General features: G+C 58.2%; 16 protein-coding genes. 15 read left to right on the top strand and 1 reads right to left on the bottom strand.

The features are described 5' to 3' along the window. Positions 1–25 precede the first annotated feature (25 nt). From sdhC to ACMYUN_RS06570, 12 genes are all read left to right on the top strand, one after another. Positions 26–400, top strand: coding sequence for a succinate dehydrogenase, cytochrome b556 subunit (gene sdhC, locus ACMYUN_RS06625; RefSeq protein WP_016773673.1), 375 nt, complete (start codon positions 26–28; stop codon positions 398–400). Beyond that, positions 394–762: a succinate dehydrogenase, hydrophobic membrane anchor protein gene (sdhD, locus tag ACMYUN_RS06620; protein WP_008049683.1), complete on the top strand. Its 369-nt coding sequence runs from the start codon at positions 394–396 to the stop codon at positions 760–762. The genes sdhC and sdhD overlap by 7 nt, the downstream gene beginning before the upstream one ends. Before the next feature lie 3 nt (positions 763–765). Beyond that, on the top strand, positions 766–2,538 hold the full coding sequence (gene sdhA, locus ACMYUN_RS06615; RefSeq protein ID WP_024012149.1) for a succinate dehydrogenase flavoprotein subunit: 1,773 nt from the start codon (positions 766–768) through the stop codon (positions 2,536–2,538). An 11-nt stretch (positions 2,539–2,549) separates the two neighbouring features. Beyond that, positions 2,550–3,254 carry a succinate dehydrogenase iron-sulfur subunit gene (locus ACMYUN_RS06610; protein ID WP_016773675.1) on the top strand — a complete coding sequence of 235 codons (705 nt, stop codon included), beginning with the start codon at positions 2,550–2,552 and terminating at the stop codon, positions 3,252–3,254. 251 nt (positions 3,255–3,505) lie between these two features. After that, positions 3,506–6,337 carry a 2-oxoglutarate dehydrogenase E1 component gene (locus ACMYUN_RS06605; protein ID WP_042607586.1) on the top strand — a complete coding sequence of 944 codons (2,832 nt, stop codon included), beginning with the start codon at positions 3,506–3,508 and terminating at the stop codon, positions 6,335–6,337. 44 nt (positions 6,338–6,381) lie between these two features. Next, positions 6,382–7,605 carry a 2-oxoglutarate dehydrogenase complex dihydrolipoyllysine-residue succinyltransferase gene (odhB, locus tag ACMYUN_RS06600; RefSeq protein WP_415763294.1) on the top strand — a complete coding sequence of 408 codons (1,224 nt, stop codon included), beginning with the start codon at positions 6,382–6,384 and terminating at the stop codon, positions 7,603–7,605. 108 nt (positions 7,606–7,713) lie between these two features. After that, positions 7,714–9,150, top strand: a complete 1,437-nt coding sequence (gene lpdA / locus ACMYUN_RS06595; RefSeq protein ID WP_042607587.1) for a dihydrolipoyl dehydrogenase — start codon at positions 7,714–7,716, stop codon at positions 9,148–9,150. A gap of 184 nt (positions 9,151–9,334) precedes the next feature. After that, positions 9,335–10,501 (top strand): ADP-forming succinate--CoA ligase subunit beta, encoded by a 1,167-nt coding sequence (gene sucC / locus ACMYUN_RS06590; protein ID WP_016773679.1) that lies wholly within the window; start codon positions 9,335–9,337, stop codon positions 10,499–10,501. Then, on the top strand, positions 10,501–11,385 hold the full coding sequence (sucD, locus tag ACMYUN_RS06585; RefSeq protein ID WP_016773680.1) for a succinate--CoA ligase subunit alpha: 885 nt from the start codon (positions 10,501–10,503) through the stop codon (positions 11,383–11,385). The genes sucC and sucD overlap by 1 nt, the downstream gene beginning before the upstream one ends. Positions 11,386–11,746: 361 nt before the next feature. After that, on the top strand, positions 11,747–13,060 hold the full coding sequence (gene brnQ, locus ACMYUN_RS06580) for a branched-chain amino acid transport system II carrier protein (protein WP_039763657.1): 1,314 nt from the start codon (positions 11,747–11,749) through the stop codon (positions 13,058–13,060). A gap of 259 nt (positions 13,061–13,319) precedes the next feature. Further along, entirely contained in the window at positions 13,320–14,057 is a 738-nt protein-coding gene (locus tag ACMYUN_RS06575; RefSeq protein ID WP_415763293.1) for a DUF599 domain-containing protein, read from the top strand. Next, the gene (locus ACMYUN_RS06570; RefSeq protein WP_415763292.1) at positions 14,057–14,458 is read left to right on the top strand and encodes an MAPEG family protein; all 402 of its coding nucleotides are present in this window, start codon (positions 14,057–14,059) and stop codon (positions 14,456–14,458) included. The genes ACMYUN_RS06575 and ACMYUN_RS06570 overlap by 1 nt, the downstream gene beginning before the upstream one ends. 62 nt (positions 14,459–14,520) lie before the next feature. Here the strand turns inward: ACMYUN_RS06570 and ACMYUN_RS06565 are convergent, their stop codons facing one another. After that, positions 14,521–14,757, bottom strand: coding sequence for a hypothetical protein (locus tag ACMYUN_RS06565; RefSeq protein WP_008082962.1), 237 nt, complete (start codon positions 14,755–14,757; stop codon positions 14,521–14,523). A gap of 158 nt (positions 14,758–14,915) precedes the next feature. Here ACMYUN_RS06565 and ACMYUN_RS06560 point away from each other — a divergent pair, with 158 nt between their 5' ends. The 3 genes from ACMYUN_RS06560 to htpG all read left to right on the top strand — a co-directional run bounded on the left by ACMYUN_RS06560 (position 14,916) and on the right by htpG (position 17,827). Beyond that, on the top strand, positions 14,916–15,392 hold the full coding sequence (locus tag ACMYUN_RS06560; protein WP_129999274.1) for a PaaI family thioesterase: 477 nt from the start codon (positions 14,916–14,918) through the stop codon (positions 15,390–15,392). Continuing rightward, positions 15,389–15,841 carry a PaaI family thioesterase gene (locus tag ACMYUN_RS06555; protein WP_016773686.1) on the top strand — a complete coding sequence of 151 codons (453 nt, stop codon included), beginning with the start codon at positions 15,389–15,391 and terminating at the stop codon, positions 15,839–15,841. Before ACMYUN_RS06560 ends, ACMYUN_RS06555 begins: the two co-directional genes overlap by 4 nt. Before the next feature lie 81 nt (positions 15,842–15,922). After that, entirely contained in the window at positions 15,923–17,827 is a 1,905-nt protein-coding gene (gene htpG / locus ACMYUN_RS06550) for a molecular chaperone HtpG (RefSeq protein WP_042607640.1), read from the top strand. Positions 17,828–17,877: the final 50 nt, after the last annotated feature.

Genomic DNA, 17,877 nt, shown 5'->3' with positions numbered 1-17,877 from the left:
GGCTCTTCAGTGTGAAAAAAAAGCCGTGAAAAGCCAACGACCTGTAAACCTAGACCTAAGGACCATCAAACTCCCAGTCACTGCTTACACGTCCATTCTTCACCGTATCTCCGGTGTCATCCTCTTCGTGTGCCTTGCCATCATGCTTTACGCATTGGACAAGTCGCTGAGCTCCGAGGAAGGCTTCGGTCAGGTGAAAGCGTGTCTGACCAGTCCGCTAGCCAAGCTAGTGATTTGGGGCATCCTGTCCGCTCTGCTGTATCACCTGGTAGCCGGTGTGCGCCACTTGATCATGGACATGGGCATCGGTGAGACGCTGGAAGGCGGCAAGCTGGGCTCGAAAATCGTTATCGCCGTTTCCGTGGTGGTAATCGTTCTGGCAGGAGTCTGGATATGGTAACTAACGTCACTAACCTGTCGCGTTCGGGCCTCTATGACTGGATGGCACAGCGTGTGTCTGCGGTCGTTCTCGCGGCTTACTTCATCTTTCTGATCGGATACATCGTCGCCAATCCTGGCCTCGAGTATGCCCAGTGGCATGAACTGTTCGCTCACAACGGAATGCGTATTTTCAGCCTGCTGGCCCTTGTTGCTCTGGGCGCTCACGCCTGGGTCGGCATGTGGACCATCGCGACCGACTACCTGACGCCAATGGCGTTCGGCAAGTCCGCAACGGCGATACGTTTCCTTTTCCAGGCAGTATGCGGCGTTGCGATGTTCGCTTACTTCGTCTGGGGTGTGCAGATTCTCTGGGGTATCTGATTCATGGCTAACATTCCAACGATTTCTTTCGACGCCATCATTATTGGTGGTGGCGGTGCCGGCATGCGCGCTGCGCTGCAGCTGGCACAGGGCGGCCACAAGACTGCGGTGATCACCAAGGTTTTCCCGACCCGCTCGCACACTGTATCCGCACAGGGTGGCATCACCTGCGCCATCGCTTCCGCCGACCCGAACGATGACTGGCGCTGGCACATGTACGATACCGTCAAGGGTTCCGACTACATCGGTGACCAGGACGCTATCGAATACATGTGTCAGGAAGGCCCGGCCGCTGTTTTCGAGCTGGACCACATGGGTCTGCCGTTCTCGCGTACCGAGCAAGGCCGCATCTATCAGCGTCCGTTCGGTGGCCAGTCCAAGGACTACGGCAAGGGCGGTCAGGCTGCACGTACTTGCGCTGCATCCGACCGTACCGGTCACGCGCTGCTGCACACGCTTTATCAGGGCAACCTGAAAGCCGGCACCACGTTCCTCAACGAGTACTACGCTGTTGATCTGGTGAAAAACCAGGAAGGCGAATTCGTCGGTGTGATCGCGATTTGCATCGAAACCGGTGAAACCTCCTACATCCGTGCCAAGGCCACCGTTCTGGCCACTGGCGGTGCAGGCCGTATCTACGCGTCCACCACCAACGCCCTGATCAACACCGGTGACGGCGTCGGCATGGCTCTGCGTGCTGGCGTGCCGGTACAAGACATCGAAATGTGGCAGTTCCACCCGACCGGCATCGCCGGCGCCGGTGTACTGGTTACCGAAGGTTGCCGTGGTGAAGGTGGTTACCTGATCAACAAGCACGGCGAGCGTTTCATGGAGCGTTATGCTCCGAACGCGAAAGACCTGGCTGGTCGTGATGTGGTTGCCCGTTCGATGGTCAAGGAAATCATCGCTGGCAACGGTTGCGGTCCGAATGGCGACCACGTGATGCTCAAACTCGACCACCTGGGCGAGGAAGTGCTGCACAGCCGTCTGCCAGGCATCTGCGAACTGTCGAAGACTTTCGCCCACGTTGACCCGGTCGTTGCTCCGGTTCCGGTTGTGCCGACCTGCCACTACATGATGGGCGGCGTTGCCACCAACATTCATGGCCAGGCGATCACCCAGAACGCCGAAGGTCAGGACCAGATCATTCCTGGTCTGTTCGCGGTAGGCGAAGTGGCTTGCGTATCGGTTCACGGTGCGAACCGTCTGGGCGGCAACTCGCTGCTCGACCTGGTGGTATTCGGTCGCGCTGCCGGCCTGCACCTGGAAAAGGCGTTGACCGATGGCATCGAATACGACGACGCTACCGAGTCCGACATCGAAGCTGCACTGTCGCGTCTGAACGCGCTGAACAACCGTACCGACGGTGAAGACGTCGCCACCCTGCGTCGCGAGCTGCAAAGCTGCATGCAGAACTACTTCGGTGTATTCCGTACCGGCGAATACATGCAGAAGGGCATCGCTCAGCTGGCCGATCTGCGCAAGCGTATCGCCAACGTGAAGATCAACGATAAGTCGCAGGCGTTCAACACTGCACGTATCGAAGCGCTGGAACTGCAAAACCTGCTGGAAGTGGCTGAAGCTACCGCCATCGCGGCCGAAGTACGTAAAGAGTCCCGCGGCGCTCACGCCCGTGAAGACTTCGAAGACCGTGATGACGAAAACTGGCTGTGCCACACCCTGTACTTCCCGGGTGACAAGCGCGTCACCAAGCGTGCCGTGAACTTCTCGCCGAAGACTGTTCCGACTTTCGAACCTAAAGTCCGGACTTATTAAGGGTGACCGCCATGTTGCAAGTCAGTGTTTATCGCTACAACCCTGATCAGGACGCTGCGCCGTTCATGCAGGATTTCCAGGTCGATACCGGTGGTAAAGACCTGATGGTGCTGGACGTGCTGGCCCTGATCAAAGAGCAGGACGAAGGTTTCTCCTATCGTCGCTCCTGCCGTGAAGGCGTCTGCGGCTCCGACGGCATGAACATCAACGGCAAGAACGGTCTGGCCTGCATCACGCCGCTGTCTGCCGTTGTAAAAGGCAACAAGCTGATCGTTCGTCCGCTGCCAGGTTTGCCGGTTATCCGTGACCTGGTCGTCGATATGAGCATCTTCTACAAGCAATACGAGAAGGTGAAGCCTTACCTGCAGAACGACACGCCGGCTCCGGCCATCGAGCGTCTGCAGTCGCCAGAAGAGCGTGAAAAGCTCGACGGTCTGTACGAGTGCATCCTGTGCGCCTGCTGCTCGACCTCTTGCCCGTCCTTCTGGTGGAACCCGGACAAGTTCCTGGGTCCAGCTGCACTGCTGCAAGCCTACCGCTTCCTGGCAGACAGCCGCGACACCAAGACCAGCGAACGTCTGGCTTCGCTTGACGACCCGTTCAGCGTTTTCCGCTGCCGGGGCATCATGAACTGCGTCAACGTATGTCCGAAAGGCCTGAACCCGACTAAGGCCATCGGTCACATCCGTAACATGCTGCTTTCGAGCGGCGTGTGATTCAGCTGCTGTAACCGTTGCACCGTACAGGCTGTGGCGCGGGCTTCAACCCGCGTCATGGCTATAACCAGAGCAGTAGCCATAAGCTGCAGCTCTTCTTTTGAAGAAATGAGACAAGCAGGGGCATCCGGGCTGGTACCCGGACTATCAGTGTGATCCTAGGTGGCTTGTTTTAGTCGCTGCATTCGGACTTCTGCAAGTTTGCTCGGTGTCGACACCGATGGTGTTCCCCTAACCGAGGGTGACCAAGCATGCAAGAAAGCGTGATGCAGCGCATGTGGAACAGCGCCTACCTTTCAGGTGGAAACGCTGCCTATGTGGAAGAGCTTTATGAGCTCTACCTGCACGACCCTAACGCTGTGCCAGAAGAGTGGCGCACCTACTTTCAGAAGTTGCCGGCCGACGGCAACTCTGCCACTGATGTTTCGCACTCGACGATTCGCGATCATTTCGTGCTGCTGGCAAAGAACCAGCGCCGCGCCCAACCGGTTTCCGCCGGCAGCGTGAGCAGTGAGCACGAGAAGAAGCAAGTTGAAGTGCTGCGATTGATCCAGGCCTACCGTATGCGTGGCCACCAGGCAGCCCAGCTTGACCCGCTGGGGCTGTGGCAGCGTCCTGCACCTGCAGACCTGTCGATCAATCATTACGGCTTGACCAATGCCGATCTTGATACGACCTTCCGTGCCGGCGACCTGTTCATCGGCAAAGAGGAAGCGAGCCTACGCGAAATTCACGAAGCGTTGCAGCAGACATATTGCCGCACCATCGGCGCTGAATTCACGCACATCACCGATTCCGAGCAGCGCCAGTGGTTCCAGCAGCGTCTGGAAAGCGTGCGTGGCCGTCCGACGTACTCCGCCGACATCAAGAGCCACCTGCTTGAGCGCGTGACTGCCGGTGAAGGCCTGGAAAAATACCTGGGCACCAAATACCCGGGCACCAAGCGTTTCGGTCTGGAAGGCGGCGAAAGCCTGATTCCGATGCTCGACGAACTGATCCAGCGTTCCGGCTCGTACGGCACCAAGGAAGTCGTCATCGGCATGGCCCACCGTGGCCGTCTGAACGTGCTGGTCAACACCTTCGGCAAGAACCCGCGCGAGCTGTTCGACGAGTTCGAAGGCAAGAAGAAGGTCGAGCTCGGTTCCGGTGACGTTAAATATCACCAGGGCTTCTCGTCCAACGTGATGACCACCGGCGGTGAAGTTCACCTGGCCATGGCGTTCAACCCATCCCACCTGGAAATCGTTTCCCCGGTGGTCGAGGGTTCGGTGCGCGCCCGTCAGGACCGTCGCAACGACCTGACCGGTGAGAAGGTACTGCCGATCTCCATCCACGGTGACGCGGCATTCGCCGGTCAGGGCGTGGTCATGGAAACCTTCCAGATGTCGCAGACCCGCGGTTTCAAGACCGGCGGTACCGTGCACATCGTGATCAACAACCAGGTTGGTTTCACCATCAGCAACCCGCTGGACTCGCGTTCCACCGAGTACGCCACCGACGTTGCGAAGATGATCCAGGCGCCGATCCTCCATGTGAATGGTGATGATCCGGAAGCCGTGCTGTTCGTGACCCAGCTGGCCATCGACTACCGCATGCAGTTCAAGCGTGACGTGGTGATCGATCTGGTCTGCTACCGTCGTCGCGGCCACAACGAGGCCGACGAGCCAAGCGGCACCCAGCCTCTGATGTATCAGCAGATCACCAAGCAGCGCACCACCCGCGAGCTGTACGCTGAACGCCTGACCCAGGCCGGTGTGCTCGATGCTGAACGTGTTCAGGCCAAGGTCGACGAATACCGCAACGCGCTGGACAACGGTCTGCACGTGGTGAAATCGCTGGTCAAAGAGCCGAACAAAGAGCTGTTCGTCGACTGGCGTCCGTACCTGGGCCACGCCTGGACTGCGCGTCACGACACGCGTTTCGATCTCAAGACCCTGCAAGAACTGTCCGCCAAGCTGCTGGAGATTCCGGAAGGCTTCGTGGTTCAGCGTCAGGTCGCGAAGATTTACGAAGACCGTCAGAAGATGCAAGCCGGCGGCCTGCCGATCAACTGGGGTTACGCCGAAACCATGGCGTACGCGACCCTGGCGTTCGAAGGTCACCCGATTCGCATGACCGGTCAGGACATCGGCCGCGGTACGTTCTCGCACCGTCACGCTGTGCTGCACAACCAGAAAGACGCGGGCACCTACATTCCGCTGCAGAACCTGTACGACGGTCAGCCACGCTTCGACCTGTACGACTCGTTCCTCTCGGAAGAAGCGGTACTGGCATTCGAATACGGTTACTCGACCACCACGCCAAACGCGCTGGTGATCTGGGAAGCCCAGTTCGGCGACTTCGCCAACGGTGCACAGGTCGTGATCGACCAGTTCATCACCAGCGGCGAGCACAAGTGGGGCCGTCTCTGCGGTCTGACCATGTTGCTGCCACACGGTTACGAAGGTCAGGGCCCTGAGCACAGCTCGGCACGTCTTGAGCGCTACCTGCAGCTGTGCGCCGAGCACAACATTCAGGTGTGCATGCCGACCACGCCGGCACAGATCTACCACTTGCTGCGTCGTCAGGTGATTCGTCCGCTGCGCAAGCCGCTGGTCGTGCTGACGCCGAAGTCGCTGCTGCGCCACAAGCTGGCCATCTCGACGCTGGAAGATCTGGCCGAAGGTTCGTTCCAGACCGTGATCCCGGAAATCGATGCACTGGACCCGAAAAAGGTCGAGCGCGTGGTTCTGTGCAGCGGCAAGGTCTACTACGACCTGCTGGAAAAACGCCGTGCCGAAGGCCGCGAAGATATCGCCATCGTGCGTATCGAGCAGCTGTATCCGTTCCCTGAGGACGACTTGAAAGAAGTCCTGGCTCCATACACCAACGTCAAACACGCCGTTTGGTGTCAGGAAGAGCCGATGAACCAGGGTGCCTGGTACTGCAGCCAGCATCACTTGCGTCGCAGCATCGCCAACCTCGACAAGACTCTCGTACTTGAGTACGCAGGCCGTGAGGCTTCGGCTGCGCCAGCTTGTGGTTACGCATCGATGCACGCCGAGCAGCAGGAAAAACTGCTGCAAGATGCTTTCACTGTTTAACGCCTTCGCGCTGACTGAAACCGAATTTTAAGGACCCACAGATAATGGCTATCGAAATCAAAGCCCCGTCATTCCCGGAATCGGTTGCCGATGGCACCGTTGCCACCTGGCACAAGAAACCAGGTGAGGCCGTCAAGCGTGACGATCTGATCGTCGACATCGAAACCGACAAAGTCGTGCTCGAAGTGTTGGCTGAAGCGGACGGCGTGCTGGGCGCAATCGTTGCCGAAGAGGGCGCTACCGTTCTGTCGAACCAGGTTCTGGGCTCGATCGAAGAGGGCGGCGCTGCTGCCGCTGCTCCAGCCGCCGCTGCTGCTCCGGCTGCTGCTGCCGCTGACGCTCCGGCTGCCGACGGCGAAGATGATCCGATCGCAGCACCAGCTGCACGCAAGCTGGCTGAAGAGAACGGCATCAACATCGCTTCCGTTGCCGGCACCGGCAAGGGTGGTCGTGTGACCAAGGAAGACGTGGTTGCAGCTGTTGCTGCGAAGAAAGCCGCTCCGGCTGCCGCGCCTGCCAAGGCTGCTGCTCCTTCGGCCGCCGCTCCGGTGTTCGCCGCTGGCGACCGTATCGAGAAGCGCGTACCGATGACTCGCGTACGTGCCACCGTGGCCAAGCGTCTGGTTGAAGCCCAGTCGAACATGGCGATGCTGACCACGTTCAACGAAGTCGACATGACTGAAGTCATGGCGCTGCGTTCGAAGTACAAGGACCTGTTCGAGAAGTCCCACAACGGCGTACGCCTGGGCTTCATGTCGTTCTTCGTGAAAGCGGCCACCGAAGCGCTGAAACGCTTCCCGGCTGTCAACGCGTCGATCGACGGCGGCGACATCGTTTACCACGGCTATGCGGACATCGGCGTTGCCGTTTCCAGCGACCGTGGCCTGGTGGTACCGGTTCTGCGTAACGCCGAGCTGATGAGCCTGGCTGAAATCGAAGGCGGCATCGCAACATTTGGCAAGAAAGCCCGTGACGGCAAACTGTCGATGGACGAGATGACCGGTGGTACCTTCACCATCACCAACGGTGGTACCTTCGGGTCGATGATGTCGACACCAATCGTCAACCCGCCGCAGGCAGCGATTCTGGGCATGCACAACATCATCCAGCGTCCGATGGCCATCAACGGTCAGGTCGTGATCCGTCCGATGATGTACCTGGCACTGTCCTACGATCACCGCCTGATCGATGGCAAAGAAGCTGTGACCTTCCTGGTGACCATCAAGAACCTGCTGGAAGATCCGGCTCGTCTGTTGCTGGATATCTAAAAAGCAGCTGCAAGCTTTCAGCTACAAGCCTCAAGCTCAAGACGAGCGGTTAGGCTTGCAGCTCGAAGCTTGCGGCTTGTAGCTTTATTGCTAAAGAGGATTTTTTGAATGTCGCAGAAATTTGACGTAGTAGTGATCGGTGCCGGCCCTGGTGGCTATGTAGCGGCCATCAAGGCTGCCCAGTTGGGCCTGACCACTGCCTGCATCGAGAAGTACACCGACGCAGAGGGCAAGCAAGCCCTGGGCGGTACCTGCCTGAACGTAGGTTGCATTCCTTCCAAGGCGCTGCTCGACAGCTCCTGGAAATACAAGGAAGCGAAAGAAAGCTTCAACGTTCACGGTATCTCGACCGGCGAAGTCAAAATGGACGTCGCTGCGATGGTTGGCCGCAAGGCTGGCATCGTCAAGAACCTGACCGGCGGCGTTGCCACCCTGTTCAAGGCCAACGGCGTTACTTCGATCCAGGGCCACGGCAAGCTGCTGGCCGGCAAGAAAGTCGAAGTCACCAAGCCGGACGGTTCGGTTGAAGTCATCGAAGCGGAAAACGTCATCCTCGCGCCAGGTTCGCGTCCGATCGACATTCCACCAGCTCCGGTTGACCAGAAAGTCATCGTCGATTCGACTGGCGCGCTGGAATTCCAGTCCGTTCCTAAACGTCTGGGCGTGATCGGCGCTGGCGTTATCGGTCTGGAATTGGGTTCGGTGTGGTCGCGTCTGGGTTCGGAAGTGGTGGTTCTGGAAGCTCTGGACACTTTCCTGATGGCAGCCGACACCGCTGTTTCCAAGGAAGCGCTGAAAACCCTGACCAAACAGGGCCTGGACATCAAGCTGGGCGCTCGCGTTACCGGTTCGAAAGTCAACGGCGAAGAAGTCGTCGTCAACTACACCGATGCCAACGGCGAACAGACCATCACTTTCGACAAGCTGATCGTAGCCGTTGGTCGCCGTCCGGTGACCACTGATCTGCTGTCTGCCGACTGCGGTGTGGAAATCGACGAGCGCGGTTTCATTGCCGTTGATGACCATTGCGTCACAGCTGTACCGGGCGTCTTCGCCATCGGTGACGTGGTTCGCGGCATGATGCTGGCCCACAAGGCTTCGGAAGAAGGCATCATGGTTGTCGAGCGCATCAAGGGCCACAAGGCTCAGATGAACTATGATTTGATCCCTTCGGTTATTTATACTCACCCGGAAATCGCGTGGGTTGGCAAAACCGAGCAGGCGCTGAAGGCCGAAGGCGTTGAAGTCAACGTCGGCACCTTCCCGTTCGCCGCTTCCGGCCGTGCCATGGCTGCTAACGATACCGGTGGTTTCGTCAAGGTCATCGCCGATGCCAAGACCGACCGCGTATTGGGCGTGCACGTGATTGGCCCGAGCGCTGCAGAACTGGTTCAGCAGGGCGCGATCGGTATGGAATTCGGCACCAGCGCTGAAGACCTGGGCATGATGGTTTTCTCCCATCCGACCCTGTCCGAAGCCTTGCACGAAGCTGCTCTGGCAGTGAATGGCGGCGCCATTCACATTGCCAACCGCAAGAAGCGTTAAGACACACAATAAGAAACCACGGCGGTAGCGGCCCGTCGTGAGCCTTGCGAGCAAGACTCACCGCGGAATGTCCGCCGGACGCAGTCTTGCGTAGCCCAGCTACGCAAGCAGCAGTCACAGGTGGCGCGGCACTCAAACGAGCGCAGCGCCGAATGCGCAGTACCTAACGAAGACGGTAAAAAGCATGAATCTTCACGAGTATCAGGGTAAGCAGCTGTTCGCTGAATACGGCCTGCCAGTTTCCACTGGTTACGCAGTAGACACCCCGGAAGCAGCAGCAGAAGCTTGCGACAAGATCGGCGGCAACGAGTGGGTCGTCAAAGCCCAGGTTCACGCCGGTGGTCGCGGTAAAGCGGGCGGCGTAAAGCTGGTTCGCAGCAAAGAAGACGCCAAAGCCTTCGCACAGCAGTGGCTGGGCAAGCGTCTGGTGACTTACCAGACTGACGCCAATGGCCAGCCAGTCACCAAGATCCTGGTTGAATCGTGCACTGATATCGCTAAAGAGCTGTACCTGGGCGCTGTCGTTGACCGTTCGAGCCGTCGCATCGTGTTCATGGCGTCCACCGAAGGTGGCGTGGACATCGAGAAAATCGCTCACGACACTCCAGAAAAAATTCTCAAGGCCACTATCGATCCACTGGTTGGCGCTCAGCCATCCCAGGGTCGCGAGCTGGCATTCCAGCTGGGTCTGGAAGGCAAGCAGGTCACTCAGTTCGCCAAGATCTTCGTAGGTCTGGCCAAGCTGTTCAAAGACCACGACCTGGCTCTGCTGGAAGTGAACCCGCTGGTGATCAAGGCTGACGGCGATCTGCACTGCCTGGACGCGAAGATCAACATCGACGCCAACGCCATGTACCGTCAGCCTAAGCTGAAGGCTTTCCACGATCCGTCGCAGGACGATCCGCGCGAAGCGCACGCTGCCAAGTTCGAACTGAACTACGTAGCCCTGGAAGGCAACATCGGCTGCATGGTCAACGGTGCCGGTCTGGCCATGGGTACCATGGACATCGTCAACCTGCATGGCGGCAAGCCAGCCAACTTCCTCGACGTAGGTGGTGGCGCTACCAAGGAACGCGTTACTGAAGCGTTCAAGATCATCCTGTCCGACCAGAACGTCGCGGCAGTACTGGTCAACATCTTCGGCGGCATCGTTCGCTGCGACATGATTGCCGAAGGCATCATCGGCGCCGTGAAAGAAGTCGGCGTGAAAATCCCGGTTGTTGTTCGCCTTGAAGGCAACAACGCTGAGCTGGGCGCTAAAGTACTGGCAGAAAGCGGTTTGAACATCATCGCTGCAACCAGCCTGACCGACGCTGCTCAACAAGTTGTCAAAGCTGCGGAGGGCAAATAATGAGCGTCCTGATCAACAAAGACACCAAAGTTATCTGCCAGGGTATTACCGGTTCGCAAGGTAGTTTTCACACCCAGCAAGCCATCGAATACGGCACCAAGATGGTTGGTGGCGTAACTCCAGGCAAGGGCGGCACCGAGCACCTGGGTCTGCCAGTGTTCAACACCGTCAAAGACGCAGTAGCTGCCACTGGCGCTACCGCCAGCGTGATCTACGTTCCGGCTCCGTTCTGCAAGGACTCGATCCTGGAAGCGGCCTTCGGCGGCATCAAGCTGATCGTCTGCATCACCGAAGGCATTCCTACCCTGGACATGCTGGACGCCAAAGTTAAGTGCGACGAGCTGGGCGTAGTCCTGATCGGCCCTAACTGCCCAGGCGTGATCACCCCAGGCGAATGCAAGATCGGCATCATGCCAGGTCACATTCACTTGCCAGGCAAGGTCGGTATCGTTTCGCGTTCCGGCACCCTGACCTACGAAGCCGTGAAGCAGACCACTGACGCCGGTTTCGGTCAGTCGACTTGCGTCGGCATCGGTGGTGACCCTATCCCGGGTTCGAACTTCATCGATATCCTGAAGCTGTTCCAGGAAGACCCGAAGACCGAAGCGATCGTGATGATCGGCGAAATCGGCGGTTCGGCTGAAGAAGAAGCGGCTGCCTACATCAAGGCTAACGTGACCAAACCGGTTGTTTCCTACATCGCTGGTGTGACTGCTCCTCCGGGCAAGCGCATGGGCCATGCTGGCGCAATCATCTCTGGCGGCAAAGGCACTGCAGACGAGAAATTCGCTGCGCTGCAAGACGCAGGCGTAAAAACCGTGCGTTCGCTGGCAGACATCGGCAAGGCCCTGGCCGAGCTGACTGGCTGGGAAGTGAAGAAGTAAGCTTCGGCTGACTTTTTGGCTCCAGCAACAAAGGCCACCTTCGGGTGGCCTTTGTCGTTTAAGGGCAGCTTCAAGCTTCAAGCGGCTAGCTGCAAGATAAAAGCTTGCAGCTTGAAACTTGTAGCTTGCAGCTGCTTTTCTTATGTAAACGCGACACTGAAACGTCGCGTATCGGATAGTTCGCCCTCCAACAGTGCGTTTGTCAGGCAAATTCGTTAGGCTGGCAGCCATTTTTGCGTCCGCCGCCCACAAGGCAGCCACGCGCTTTAAGGGTCAGTCCCATACGGATCGACAGCATTTCCCTAATCCAACAGGGCAATCCCCCTCTAAATTCCGATTTCAGTAGTGTGGTATTACCTTAATGAAAGTTTTGAAAGGTCAGGACATCCTGGCACTTGGTTTTATGACGTTTGCCCTGTTTGTCGGGGCTGGTAACATCATTTTCCCGCCGATCGTCGGCTTGCAGGCCGGACCTCACGTCTGGATGGCCGCGCTGGGCTTTCTGATCACTGCCGTAGGTTTGCCGGTAGTGACCGTTGTGGCGCTGGCCAAGGTCGGCGGCGCGATGGATGCGTTGAGCAGTCCGATCGGCAAGATCGCTGGCGGTATCCTCGCGGCGGCGTGCTATCTGGCCGTGGGGCCGCTGTTCGCCACCCCGCGCACCGCGACCGTATCCTTCGAAGTGGGTCTGGCGCCGTTGACCGGCGAAAGCCCGCTGGCGCTGTTCCTATACAGCTCGGTGTACTTCCTGCTGGTGTTCTTCATTTCGCTCTACCCTGGGCGTTTGCTGGATACCGTTGGCCGCTTCCTCGCGCCGCTGAAAATCATCGCGCTGGCAGTGTTGGGTATCGCTGCATTTGCCTTGCCGGCGGGTGACATCGGTCACGGCACGCCGGAATACGTCGCGGCACCGTTCTCCCAGGGTTTCATCAATGGTTACCTGACCATGGATACCCTCGGGGCACTGGTGTTCGGCATTGTTATCGTTAACGCGATCCGCTCCCGTGGCGTCGAGTCGCCGGCGCTGATCACTCGTTACGCGATCATCGCCGGGCTGATTGCCGGCGTGGGTCTGGCACTGGTCTACGTCAGCCTGTTCCGCCTCGGTTCCGGCAGCCATGAGGTCGCGGTCGGCGCCACCAACGGCGCGGCGGTGTTGCATGCCTACGTGCAGCACACCTTCGGTTCGCTGGGCAGCGGTTTCCTTGCGGTGCTGATCTCGCTGGCGTGTCTGGTCACGGCGGTCGGCCTGACCTGTGCCTGCGCTGAATACTTCAGCCGTGTGCTGCCACTGTCCTACAAGACGCTGGTGATCATCCTCGCGGCGTTCTCGCTGCTGGTCTCCAACTTGGGTCTGACCAAACTGATCGCCTTTTCGATTCCGGTACTCACCGCGATCTACCCGCCGTGCATCGTTCTGGTGGCGCTGAGCTTCTGCAAGGATTTCTGGCATGAGCACGGGCGTATTCTTGGCCCGGTGATGCTGGTGTCGTTCCTGTTCGGCACCATCGATGCTCTGAAAGGCGCTGGTCTGGCCGACCGGATGCCAACTCAGCTCAGCCACTTGCCGCTGAGCGAGCAGGGGCTGGCGTGGCTGGTGCCGTGCGTGATGACCCTGGTGGTCGCCGTGGTCTGCGATCGCCTGCTGGGCAAGCGCAGCGAAGTCACTGCGTAACGTGGTTTGACCCGCCACAAGTGGGTCGGGCCCGGTTAAACAGAAATGCCCCGTATCAATCGATACGGGGCATTTTTTATGCGCGTGAGGCAGTGTCTTTTTTGCTGAGCTAACGTCGAAGGGTTGCTTAGCTTTTATGTAGGAGTGAGCCTGCTCGCGATAGCGGTTTGTCAGTCACGTCACTATTGAATGAAAAACCGCTATCGCGAGCAGGCTCACTCCTACAGGTGTACAGCGTTTACATTTCACAAGGAATTGCATGTCGTTCATCCAAGCCAACCTGATCCACTTGCTCGCCGCCGTCTGGTTTGTCGTCTGCTGGGGCGGGTATACCCGTTATGCCACCTGGAAGGCTCGCGACACAGCCTGTCTGGCCAGCGTGTTGCACCTGTACCGCGAAGACTGGATGCGCCGCATGCTGCTGCGTGACAACCGCATTGCCGACGCCAGTGTGATCGGCAATCTGGAGCGAAACGCGTCGTTCTTCGCTTCCAGCACACTTATCATCCTTGCCGGTATTCTCACCGTGCTCGGTGCGTCGGAACGGGCGGTATCGCTGCTGGCGGATATTCCGATGGTGCAGCAGGCGTCGCAAGGCATGTCGGAGATCAAGTTGCTGTGCCTGGCACTGGTATTCGTCTATGCGTTCTTCACTTTCAGCTGGTGCATGCGCCAATACAACTTTGCGGCGATTCTGGTCGGTTCGGCACCTATGATTGGTGAGCGTCAGGTGACCGAGCAGGAACGCAAGGCCTTCGCTTCACGGGCGGCGCGGGTGATTTCGATGGCGGCCAACCAGTTCAACTTCGGCCTGCGTTCTTATTACTTCGGCATGAGCATGTTGGCGTGGTTCGTCAGCCCGTGGCTGTTCATGATCATGAGCGCCGGTGTCGTGGTGGTTTTGTACCGCCGCGAGTTTCATTCCGACGTTCTCGATGTCATGGTCTATACCCCTACAGAGGCGCCCGTCCCTGAGGCAAACAAAGAGGCTGTTTGATGAGTATTCCGTTCTGGTGTGTGTTTATCAGTGCTTTATTGATCTACGTGGCGCGCATGCCGGTGGCCAAGGCCATGAAAGAGCAGGGCGGTTATGACAATCACTTGCCCCGGCAGCAACAGGCGCAGTTGACCGGCTTCGGCGCCAGGGCGCTGGCGGCCCATCAGAACAGCATCGAAGCGTTCATCCTGTTCGCCGTCGGTGTGCTGATGGCGCACACCACGCAAACCGCGGGTTGGCTGATCGATGCGCTGGCGATCATCTTTGTGATCTCGCGGATCTGCTACCTGTGGTTCTATCTGGCCGACCTGCCGAAGTTGCGTAGCCTGACGTGGCTAGTTGGATTTGTGTGTTCGTTGTTACTGATGATTAGTCCGACTTTTAGAACCGTGTTGCTCTAAACGGTAAATCGCAGGCAAAAGAAAACCCGCACTTGGCGGGTTTTCTTTTCACACCAGAAAGCTTATTGCTTTTTGGCGGCTTCGTCTTGAGCAGCGGCGTTCGATTCAGCCTGAGCTTTGGCAGCTTCAGCGTTTTCTTTTGCTGCGTCGTTCACTTTATCCTGAGCTTTGTTCATGTCTTGCTGAGCTTGCTCAGCATGTTGGTTGGCATCTTGAGCTTTGTCCTCGGATTTTTTATCGCAGGCAGCGAGACCGAGGGAAGCGGTCAACATCAAGGCAATAGCTAAAGTCTTACGCATGGGGTGTATCTCCTTATGGAAAATAACTACTGGCCTTAAGAACTCGGCGCTACAGGTTAAGTTCCTCAATTGTTTCAGATATATAAGTTTGTTTTATCACGGAACTTTTGCCGCTTTTCTCACTACTGGCACAAGGCCCAAACGCGAGTAATTATCACATGGCCGAAAACCCCGTTTTTGAGCGCGCGACGCGCTTTTTATCGGCATTGCGTCATTGTCAGGTCTTGGGCCTGCACGTGCACAGTGCCTCCAGCGAAGGGCTGACAGTGATCCTGCCTTACAGCGAAAAAATCGTCGGCAATCCCGAAACCGGCGTCATCCATGGCGGCGCCATCACTTCGCTGATGGACACCGCTTGCGGTATGTCGACCCTGTGCGTGCTGCCAGAGTTCGAAGTCTGCCCGACTCTTGATCTGCGCATCGACTACATGCACGCCGCCGAACCGCACAAAGCGGTGTATGGCTTCGCCCAGTGCTACCGCGTTACCACCGACGTGATTTTTGCCCGGGGTTTTGCCTACCAGGACGATCCCGAGCAACCGATTGCCCACGTCGTCGGCACATTCATGCGCATGGGCATCGGTCTGAAGGGCAGCAAGGGTTTCGCGGGCGCGATCAAGGGAGCGAGCCAATGAGCAACGATCTCAGGGAGCAGCTGCAACAGGCCCACGCGCAGGGCGATTACGCGCCGCTGCTGGCATTGATCCCTTACGCCGGGCTGATCGGTATCGAGTGCTCGCGAGTCGGCGATGAGTTGCTGTTCAAGCTGCCGGCGAACAAGGACAACATTGGTAACCCTTTATTGCCGGCGATCCACGGCGGGGTGATTGCCGGCTTCATGGAGCTGGCCGCAGCCCTGCATTTGCTGATATTTACCGGCACGCCGGGTGTGCCGAAGATCATCGATTTTTCCCTCGATTACCTGCGCGCCGGGCAGTTTCGCGACACCTGGGCCAGGTGCCAGGTCTGCCGTCAGGGCCGGCGCGTGGCCAACGTTGCGGTCACGGCGTGGCAGAGTACCGAGGCCGAACCGATCGCCACCGCCCGTGCGCACTTCAAAATTGATGAGCCCTTGAAATCCTGAGCAGCGCCCCCAACTCAGATGACAACCCGCCGCAGACCATTCGGGTCGCGGCCAATGCCATCTGATTGGAGTTTGATGACCATGAGTGTGGAAACTCAAAAGGAAACCCTGGGCTTCCAGACCGAGGTAAAGCAGCTGCTGCACCTCATGATCCATTCGCTGTATTCGAATAAGGAAATTTTCCTTCGCGAATTGATCTCGAACGCCTCTGACGCTGTCGACAAGCTGCGCTTCGAAGCCCTGGCCAAGCCTGAGTTGCTCGAAGGTGGCGCCGACCTGAAAATCCGTGTGAGCTTCGACAAGGACGCCAAGACCGTCACCCTCGAAGACAACGGTATCGGCATGAACCGTGACGATGTGATCACCCACTTGGGGACCATCGCCAAATCCGGCACCGCCGATTTCATGAAAAACCTGTCCGGCGATCAGAAGAAAGATTCGCACCTGATCGGCCAGTTCGGTGTCGGCTTCTACTCGGCCTTCATCGTTGCCGACAAGGTTGATGTCTACAGCCGTCGCGCCGGCACCGACGCCAGCGAAGGCGTGCACTGGTCGTCGAAAGGCGAGGGCGAGTTCGAAGTCGCCACCATCGACAAGCCAGAGCGCGGCACCCGCATCGTCCTGCACCTGAAGTCCGGTGAAGACGAATTCGCGGATGGCTGGCGTCTGCGCAACATCATCAAGAAGTATTCCGACCACATCGCTTTGCCGATCGAACTGCCGAAGGAAGTCACTCCGGCCGAAGGCGAAGAGGCTCCCGCCGTTGAATGGGAAACCGTCAACCGCGCCAGCGCCCTGTGGACCCGTCCGCGTACTGAGGTGAAGGACGAGGAATACCAGGAGTTCTACAAACACATCGCTCACGATTTCGAAAATCCGCTGTCGTGGAGCCACAACAAGGTTGAAGGCAAGCTTGAGTACAGCTCGCTGCTGTACGTGCCGGCCCGCGCGCCGTTCGACCTGTACCAGCGTGAAGCGCCGAAAGGCCTGAAGCTGTACGTGCAGCGTGTGTTTGTCATGGATCAGGCCGAGTCGTTCCTGCCGCTGTACCTGCGCTTCATCAAAGGCGTGGTCGATTCCAACGACCTGTCGCTGAACGTGTCGCGTGAGATCCTGCAAAAAGACCCGATCATCGATTCGATGAAAACCGCGCTGACCAAGCGCGTTCTGGACATGCTGGAAAAACTGGCGAAGAACGAGCCAGAGCAATACAAAGGCTTCTGGAAAAACTTCGGTCAGGTCATGAAAGAAGGCCCGGCAGAAGACTTCGCCAACAAGGAGAAAATCGCTGGTCTGCTGCGTTTCGCATCGACCCAGGGCGACGACGGTGAGCAGGTTGTTGGTCTGGCTGACTACCTGGCCCGCGCCAAGGAAGGTCAGGACAAGATCTACTACCTCACCGGCGAAACCTACGCGCAGGTCAAGAACAGCCCGCACCTGGAAGTCTTCCGCAAGAAAGGCATCGAAGTGCTGCTGCTGACCGATCGTATCGACGAGTGGCTGATGAGCTACCTCAGCGAATTCGACGGCAAGACTTTTGTCGACGTGGCGCGCGGTGACCTCGATCTGGGCAACCTGGACTCGGAAGAGGACAAGAAAGCTGCGGAAGAAGTCGCCAAGTCCAAAGAAGGCTTGGTCGAGCGTCTGAAAACTGCGCTGGGCGATTCCGTCGCTGAAGTTCGCGTGTCGCATCGTCTGACCGATTCGCCGGCCATTCTGGCCATCGGCGAACAGGATCTGGGCCTGCAAATGCGCCAGATCCTCGAGGCCAGCGGGCAGAAAGTCCCGGATTCGAAGCCGATCTTCGAATTCAACCCGAGCCACCCGCTGATCGAGAAACTCGATGGCGAGCAGAGCGAAGAGCGGTTTGGCGACCTGTCGCACATCCTCTTCGATCAGGCCGCTCTGGCGGCAGGCGACAGCTTGAAGGATCCGGCCGCATATGTGCGCCGTCTGAACAAGCTGCTGGTTGAACTGTCGGTTTGATCACGTTGTAGGAAAAACCCGCTTCGGCGGGTTTTTTCGTTCTGGTGTTT

This window comes from Pseudomonas sp. CP4 (genome assembly GCF_047758505.1).
Lineage (GTDB): Bacteria > Pseudomonadota > Gammaproteobacteria > Pseudomonadales > Pseudomonadaceae > Aquipseudomonas > Aquipseudomonas fluorescens_AO.
The sequence above is the reverse complement of the archived record's forward strand: the minus strand, read 5'-3'. Positions and strand labels throughout refer to the sequence as shown.